General features: G+C 61.3%; 6 protein-coding genes. 3 read left to right on the top strand and 3 right to left on the bottom strand.

The window, feature by feature from the left end:
- On the bottom strand, positions 1 to 226 hold a 226-nt coding region (locus F0Q34_RS22720), incomplete at its 3' end, for an IS3 family transposase (RefSeq protein WP_149814372.1).
- A 668-nt stretch (positions 227 to 894) separates the two neighbouring features.
- Between F0Q34_RS22720 and F0Q34_RS21245 the strand changes: the two genes are divergently transcribed.
- The 3 genes from F0Q34_RS21245 (at position 895) to ppk2 (ending at position 5,289) form a co-directional block, all read left to right on the top strand.
- On the top strand, positions 895 to 1,437 hold the full coding sequence (locus F0Q34_RS21245; RefSeq protein WP_149814373.1) for a fasciclin domain-containing protein: 543 nt from the start codon (positions 895 to 897) through the stop codon (positions 1,435 to 1,437).
- Positions 1,438 to 1,846: 409 nt separating this feature from the next.
- Positions 1,847 to 3,568: a SulP family inorganic anion transporter gene (locus tag F0Q34_RS21250; RefSeq protein WP_206668126.1), complete on the top strand. Its 1,722-nt coding sequence runs from the start codon at positions 1,847 to 1,849 to the stop codon at positions 3,566 to 3,568.
- An 827-nt stretch (positions 3,569 to 4,395) separates the two neighbouring features.
- Positions 4,396 to 5,289: a polyphosphate kinase 2 gene (gene ppk2, locus F0Q34_RS21255; protein ID WP_149814375.1), complete on the top strand. Its 894-nt coding sequence runs from the start codon at positions 4,396 to 4,398 to the stop codon at positions 5,287 to 5,289.
- Between the two features lie 402 nt (positions 5,290 to 5,691).
- Here the strand turns inward: ppk2 and F0Q34_RS21260 are convergent, their stop codons facing one another.
- Positions 5,692 to 5,964: a YMGG-like glycine zipper-containing protein gene (locus F0Q34_RS21260; protein WP_149814376.1), complete on the bottom strand. Its 273-nt coding sequence runs from the start codon at positions 5,962 to 5,964 to the stop codon at positions 5,692 to 5,694.
- 19 nt (positions 5,965 to 5,983) lie between these two features.
- Positions 5,984 to 6,418, bottom strand: coding sequence for a Rap1a/Tai family immunity protein (locus F0Q34_RS21265; RefSeq protein ID WP_149814377.1), 435 nt, complete (start codon positions 6,416 to 6,418; stop codon positions 5,984 to 5,986).
- Positions 6,419 to 7,304: the final 886 nt, after the last annotated feature.

The following is a 7,304-nucleotide window of genomic DNA, read 5'->3' on the forward strand; positions in this document are numbered from 1 at the left end:
CACGACGCCAGATCCGCTCCACCCTCTTGTGGCTGCAGTGCCAGCCCTCCGCCCGGAGCAGGGCCGTGATCCGGCGAACAGTTGAGGGATGGCACGCGAGATAATAGTTCCCGAACCATATGGGGCTGCTCATCTGAGCGGGAGCGGTAGCTGCGACAAGCGCCGGGCGAACACTATGGACGTCACCGGAGTAGCCTCCGGCATCTGGGTCCCTGGGTTTGTCCATCTGGACCTGATTTTAGGCCACCTGCGGTCCGGCTGCTGCCGCCGCAGCGGATGTGAGCCACTCTCGAGCTGCTGGGGCTGACGGCATGCGGCTGATCAGCGAACGGCCAGACTGTGATGCCTCAAAGGCCGGAGAAGCGACCAAGGGCCCTGATTGCAATGATGAACAATGCATTTATGCAAAATTCAGAGCTTGTGGCGAGCTCAGCAGCGTGGCGTGGCGCTTGGCATTGGCTTCCTCGACAAAACGACATCCGCGTCCACCACAGGGCGGCAGACGCGGGAAAAGGCCCGGCCGCCGTGGCCCTCGCCAGGGCTGAGGGCCGCGGCGCCCATGCCCGCTCTATTGCACTGCGCCTCGGGCAGGGCTGAAGTCGCATTGCGGGATTCTGATACTCATCGACATGGCCGCGCCTGCGATCTCGGCGTATCCGTGGCCGGGTTGCTTCGTCAGCCATAACGAAGCCGGTCTGCTCCGGGGCCCCTGCGGCATATCCGTGGTCCGCAGGGCTTTGGCACTGAACCGGCCCGCAGGCTGTTGAGGGGCGGCGGCCGCTGAAAGCAGCGTCCGTCCCCGCCTCGTCCTGAATGCGCCCAGATGCCGGAGGGGCTTCACGGCTCGGCCTCATCCGCATCGCCAGGGACAGGGCCGATGGGTAGGAGACGAGTATGTCCAGCGACCTCGTATCGGCTTCGGCACCGCAAATCAGCCGGCGCATGTTGGGTCTGGCTGGCGGCGTGGCGCTGTTCACCCCGGCCATCCTGTTCTTGCCCTTGCATGAGGCGAGGGCGCAGGCCCGCAGCGCCTATGATCTGATCAGTTCGGCACCCGCGGTGTCCGGTTTTGCCCAGATCATCAAGACCCACGGCATGGAAGAGGCATTTCAGGCACCAGGTGAGTTCGGCTTCTTTGTTCCGGTCAACACTGCCCTCGAACGGACCTCTCCCATGCAGCTTGAGCGGTTCCGCACCGACAAGGAATTCGCCCGCCAGATCATCCTCAACCACATCACCGATTATGACGGGCTGGTCAGCGCCTTCATCGGCCAGGGTACAGGCACAACCACCCAGGTGAAGACCAAGGCCGGAAAGAGCCTGACCCTCACCACCGGTGTTGGCGTGCCGAGCATCGGCGGACAGCCCATTACTTATGCAAACATTCCGGCCAGCAATGGCCGCTGCCATGCCATTGATGGCGTACTAATGGCCTAGCGCGCATCGGCGTTCTGCCTGCGGCCTCTCCGGAGGTTCTGTGGCGTATCGGAACCGCAAGAGGGGCCGCGCGTGCCATAGGCTCCTTCGGCTCGGCCCTCTCCTCCCCGAGACTCCGGTTCCGCCATGCACTGCCCATCACTTATCAACATGCCGACATCCTATAATGGCCGGCGGCTAGGGTTACTTTCTAGACCCGTTGCCGTCTGAGGCAGGGTGGGCCGCCCTCGAGCTATGCAGGAATGACGAGGGGTGCGCCGGGCGGGCCGGCGCCTTGCTTCCGCACAGAAGATAGGGCGTGGAGAGCATATCAGTTTTGTTGGGCTGGACATGCACAAGGTGCCAATTGCCGTCTGCGTGGTCAAGGCCGGCCATGATGGCAAGGTGCAGTTCACTGGCGAAATCCCAGATGATCACATGGCTGCGTGCTTACCAGGTGTCTTGGCTCAGCGGCGATCTTATCGCCGGCATCACGCTTGCTGCCTATGCCGTGCCGGTTGCGTTGGCTTACGCGACCCTCGCCAGGATGCCGCCGCAGGTCGGCATCTATGGTTACATGCTGGGCGGGCTCGGCTATGCGCTGCTTGGCTCATCGCGTCATCTCGCGGTGGGACCAACCTCAGCGATCTCCCTTATGATTGCCGCCGCGGTGGGCGCCATGGCGGCGGGCAGCCCTGAACGCTACGTGGCGATCGCAAGCCTTACGGCTTTCGCGGTCACCGTGCTCTGCCTCATCGCCTGGGCACTCCGCCTCAGCGTGCTGGCGAAGCTGATCAGCGACAGCATCCTTGTCGGCTTTAAGGCAGGCGCAGGCATCACCATCGCCGTGACACAGTTGCCGGCACTCTTTGGGGTACCGGGTGGCGGTGCGAACGTCATCGAACGTCTCGTGGCCACTGGCAGTCAATTGCCAGGGCTGAGCATGCCGAGCCTCGCCACTGGTCTCGCCGCGCTCGCATTGCTCGCCGCAGGTGGACATTTCCTTCCAGGACGTCCGGTGGCGCTCGGCGTCGTGGTGCTTTCGATCATGGCCGCAAGGCTACTTGGCCTCGCAGAAATGGGCGTGGCGGTGACGGGGGAGATCCCGGCCGGACTGCCTGAGTTCGGACCGCCGTCACTGCGGTTGATCGAGGTGGAGGACATTTTCCCCCTAGCTGCCGGTGTGCTGCTGCTTGCTTATATCGAGAGCGTTTCGGCGGCACGAGGCTTTGCTGAGAAGCATGGCTATACGCTGAACCCACGGCAGGAATTCCTCGGCATCGGCGCTGCGAACTTCCTGGTTGGCCTCGGGCACGGATACCCGGTCGCCGGTGGGCTCTCGCAATCCGCTGTGGCCGAAAAGGCAGGATCGCGCACTCCACTCACGCTTCTTTGTGCATCCGCCACCCTCGCGCTGGCGATGCTGTTTCTCACTGGCCCGCTGGCAAACTTGCCGAAGGCGACGCTTGCAGCGGTGGTGCTCACGGCTGTCGCAGGGCTGATCGACATACCGGCTCTGCGGCGCCTCTGGCGCATCAGTGGCGTTGACTTCGCGGCGGCGGTGGTCGCCTTGATAGGCGTGCTTCTGCTTGGCATCCTGCAGGGCATCCTGCTCGCTGCATTCACCTCGGTGCTGATCATGCTTGTCCGCGCAAGTCGGCCTCATGTCGCCTTCCTCGGCCGTATTCCCGGCACCACCCACTACAGCGATGCCGCGCGGCATCCGGAGAACGAGCCAATCCCCGGAGTGATTGCCTTCCGGCCGGAAGGGTCTCTGCTCTACGTGAATGTTGAGAACGTGCTCGAAAAAGTGCTGGCACAACTCGCAGCCGCACCGGAAAAATCGATTTGGCTCGTGGTAGGCGACCTTTCGGCTGCCCCGCATCTAGACCTTGCTGCAGCCACGATGCTGCGCAAGCTGTACGCAACGCTCAAGGCGCAAGGCATTCGGTTCGCGTTGATCGGCGCACGTGGTAGAGTGCGTGACCTGCTGCGCCGTGATGGACTGGCCAGCCTGATCGGGGGCATCGATCGTGCTGCGACACTCGATGCGGTCATCGCCCCGCAGAAGGACGGCTTCGCTGGTGCGTGTGGGATGCCCAATATCAGCAGTCAGGAGGCCGGCACCGGTAGCAAGCCACCAGCAGGGTAAGGCCATAGTGCGGATCAAGCCTGCTTTGTCGAGAGCGGGTAGAGGGACATCGGCAACCTACGAAAATCTCTGGGCACCCAGTATCCATCTTCGCTCAGCCTTTGCACATCTACCGATCCGGGGTGATCCGCACATCCACGATCTGCCGCTGCTGATCTTCTACATAATGGAGGCAAGGGACTGCCATCTCCGCGAGGATCTCAAGGAAGCGCTCCCTCATCAATGCAAAGGCAACAAGAACCATGGCGGTTGCGAGGGTAAGGCGCTGGTCCAAGCCTATGGCTGTCCGGAGAGTCCCAGACGCAGTTGCTGGTTAGCAGAATACATACTGTCTTCCGCATCCATCTTCCGGCGTCAGCGGAATGCTTCCTCCGCGAAAAATCTGCAGTGTAGTCTAGCTGGCGAACACCTTATGGCTGACATCAGATGGGCAATTTCGTATCCTTCTCGCACCGACAATCCGGTAGATGTGCCAAGTTCGGCCAGCCTGCACGAACTGAAGCCGGCCCTGGGGGGAGAACCTCAAGAGAGCTAGCGTGGCGGGCGTGATCGAAACCGCTTTCGGTGCTCAGACCATCTGGTACCACTTTGCCTGAAACAAGAAGCACGTCGAGGCAAAGCACCGGGCGATAGAGGTGATGAAGAAGGCAGAATACACGATGCTCTGCTGAGCTTTCATTGATCGCGCGGCGAGGTCTAGCGTGACGGAGGGGGTCGCCGCCGTCGCCGGGATTCGGACTGGCTGATGCCAGCCGGACGATAATAGTTGGTTCCTCCCCGGAGGAATCCGCCGGAGGACAGACGGCGCAGAAAGCGAGGGAACAACGATGGCCAAAGGCAGAAAGCAGAACAAGGTCCGACAAGACGGCGTCAGCAACGCGCCCGTCCTGCTAGATGGGAAGCCTACATCGGGCTTCAAGGCGGATGGCCGGATGACCCGCAAGGCTTATGAGGCGGCGCTGTTCGACTTGCATGCAGAGTTAGTGAAGCTGCAGATGTGGGTGCAGCAGACCGGAGCAAAGGTCTGCATCGCTTTCGAGGGCCGTGACGGCGCCGGCAAGGGGGGCACCATCAAGGCCCTGACGGAGCGCGTCAGTCCCCGTGTGTTCCGCGTCGTTGCCCTGCCAACACCGACCGAGCGCGAGAAATCGCAGATGTACATTCAACGCTACATCCCGTATCTGCCCGCAGCCGGCGAGGTCGTGATCTTCGACCGCTCCTGGTACAATCGGGCGGGTGTGGAGCGCGTGATGGGCTTCGCCAGCGATGAGCAGGTGGAGCGCTTCCTGCAGATGATCCCAGCGGTTGAGAAGGCCATCATTGACTCCGGAATCATCCTGCTGAAGTACTGGCTCGAGGTTAGCATGGAAGAGCAGACGCAACGGCTCAAGGCGCGGATTGAGGACGGGCGGAAGGTCTGGAAGCTTTCACCTATGGACCTGAAGTCGTACAGTCGCTGGTATGACTATTCGCGTGCCCGGGATGAAATGTTCAAGGCGACAGACACCTCTTGGTCCCCATGGTACGTGGCGCATTCAGACGACAAGAAGCGGGCGCGGCTCAACATCATTCGCCACATCCTGCGCCACATCCCCTATGAGGCGCCGAAGCGTCAGCAGATTGAGCTGCCAAAGCGGCAGAAGCCAGGCGATTACCGGGAGCCGAATTACCTATGGAAGGTGATCGCGGACACTGTGGATACACCACCACGCGTCGGCTAAGCCTCGCAGGCGGTCAAGGCCTGCGGCCTGGATAGAACGCTATCTGGATTGTGTAAGACGTTCCGCCAAGCATAGGATTGGCCGTTCCGAGACTGCTCGCCTGCCACTTCGGATGCGATCGGCAAGGAAAACCTCTGTATGCCGCGCATCAGCGGCGCAGCCGTGAATGCCGTACGGCTTCGGCGGAAGCATCCTATCTTACAATACTGGAGCAGAAGGCGTGCTTACTCGCGCCAAGTGCTCCCGTATAATTCGCCCGCCCCGTCGGCTTGCTCTGTAAGATATACCTGCTTGCTTAACTCTATGCTGTCTGAAAGGATAACAAGTTGGTTGCTGCGGGAAAACGGTCCTTTAGGACTCCTCCGTCGTCCTGATGAGGCAGACGGCGCGGGCTCAGGCCGATCAGCGGCGCTGTCCTTCCTGGAACCCACTTTGATAGGCACGTTGCTCGTTCTGCTTCGTGCGGTCGTAGAGATATCCGCCGGCAGCACCGGCACCCGCCCCGATCAGCGCGCCCACGCCCGCATTGCCGGCCATAGCACCGATCAACGCGCCTCCGGCAGCGCCACCCGCAGAGCCGGTCAAGGTCCGTTGTTGAGTTGCACTCAGGTCAGCGCAGCCACCCAGGGTGATCGCGCCCAAGAAAGAAGCCGACACGATGGAAAGGCGTAGCATCTGAATCATCTCCCAAACATCAGCGACGTCTTGTTGTGGATGGGGACAGGCAAGGGTAGGTTTCCGCAGCGAAGCGCATGAGGCCATCGACTGCGCGCTCACCCGCATACTGCGGATTGCCCCGTGCCCAGGTGACGTAGGCCGCGGCCACGCCGTTCAGCGTTGGCTGTGGGTGCGGTATGCAGAAGATCGGCCTCTGCGCACCACCGGCGGCAGTGATTGAGGCATGGAACTGGCCCACACCCACAATGAAGCCGTTGCAATAGGCCTGAGCATCGGAACGCTGCGGATCCTGTAGCCCTGCATCGCAGAGTTCGGCCAGATCGCCGACGTTGCGGCCTGGAACGTCGGCCTCTACGGCTGTGGCTTCGCTACCCCGCTGTGCCAGCGCGGGCGAGGTGACGATTAACAGCACTCCTGCCACGAAGCTGCTGATTATGGCGCCTGTCTTCATGAGCTCCTCCATTCAGCCAGAGCGCCATTGCCTTGGATCGACGGTGCCTGGCTAGTCCACAAAAGCCCCGGCAAGACCGAATCTGTGTATCGCTGCCTGGTTCAGGTGGCGTGCCGAGATTTCTTGGCTCCTGGGCCATGATGGCCGCTGAGGTATTCATAATGGCTTAGAACTGCGTCAACGATGGTGCAGAACGCTATCCAAATCCGGTGAACTGGCAGCATTCATTAGGGCCATGATGATCAGGGTAGTCGCATGTGACACGTGCTCTGGCAGTATCACAGTGGCGATAGCGACCCTGCAGGTGGCCGCTCAACGAAGGCGAGACTGTATAGCGGAACAGGCGGATCATTCGGCGTATGGGCCGGTGGTGGTGGCCCGGATACTAGATGTCCAGCTCCGGCAATTCTGGTACGCGGCGGGCATTCGCGACGCAGCGGCGAAGAGATCCGTGTCTTCGGAGTGAAGAACCCTGGCGACCATGCCGCCCTGTAGGTACGCCATACCCGTAGAGGAGAGTACGCAGCCATCCGAGCCGTTTGTCTCTGCTCCTATCATTATCAATACTCTGCATATCCTGCTTTGCCTGCATGGTGCACTTGCGCCGCATGTCGCGCAGTATCAACGGCTATCGTCAAGGATGCTGCATGCCGTTGACTGCGACGAGGCATGCTGGCTGTTGCCTTCCATGCTGATGAAGGGACTTACTCATGACACCAAGTCCCTGCCTTATCCCCTAGACCACCTATGCGATCGGCGCCTGGCAGCGTTCGGTGCTTTTCCTTGACGTACCACGGCCGCAGTGACCTACCCCCTTTAAAAGCGAACGGCCGATGATGTGAGATTGGCGGGACGCGGAGAGGCGGCGGAGATGGCGAAGAAGCAG

Source organism: Teichococcus oryzae, from assembly GCF_008386565.1.
GTDB lineage: Bacteria > Pseudomonadota > Alphaproteobacteria > Acetobacterales > Acetobacteraceae > Pseudoroseomonas > Pseudoroseomonas oryzae.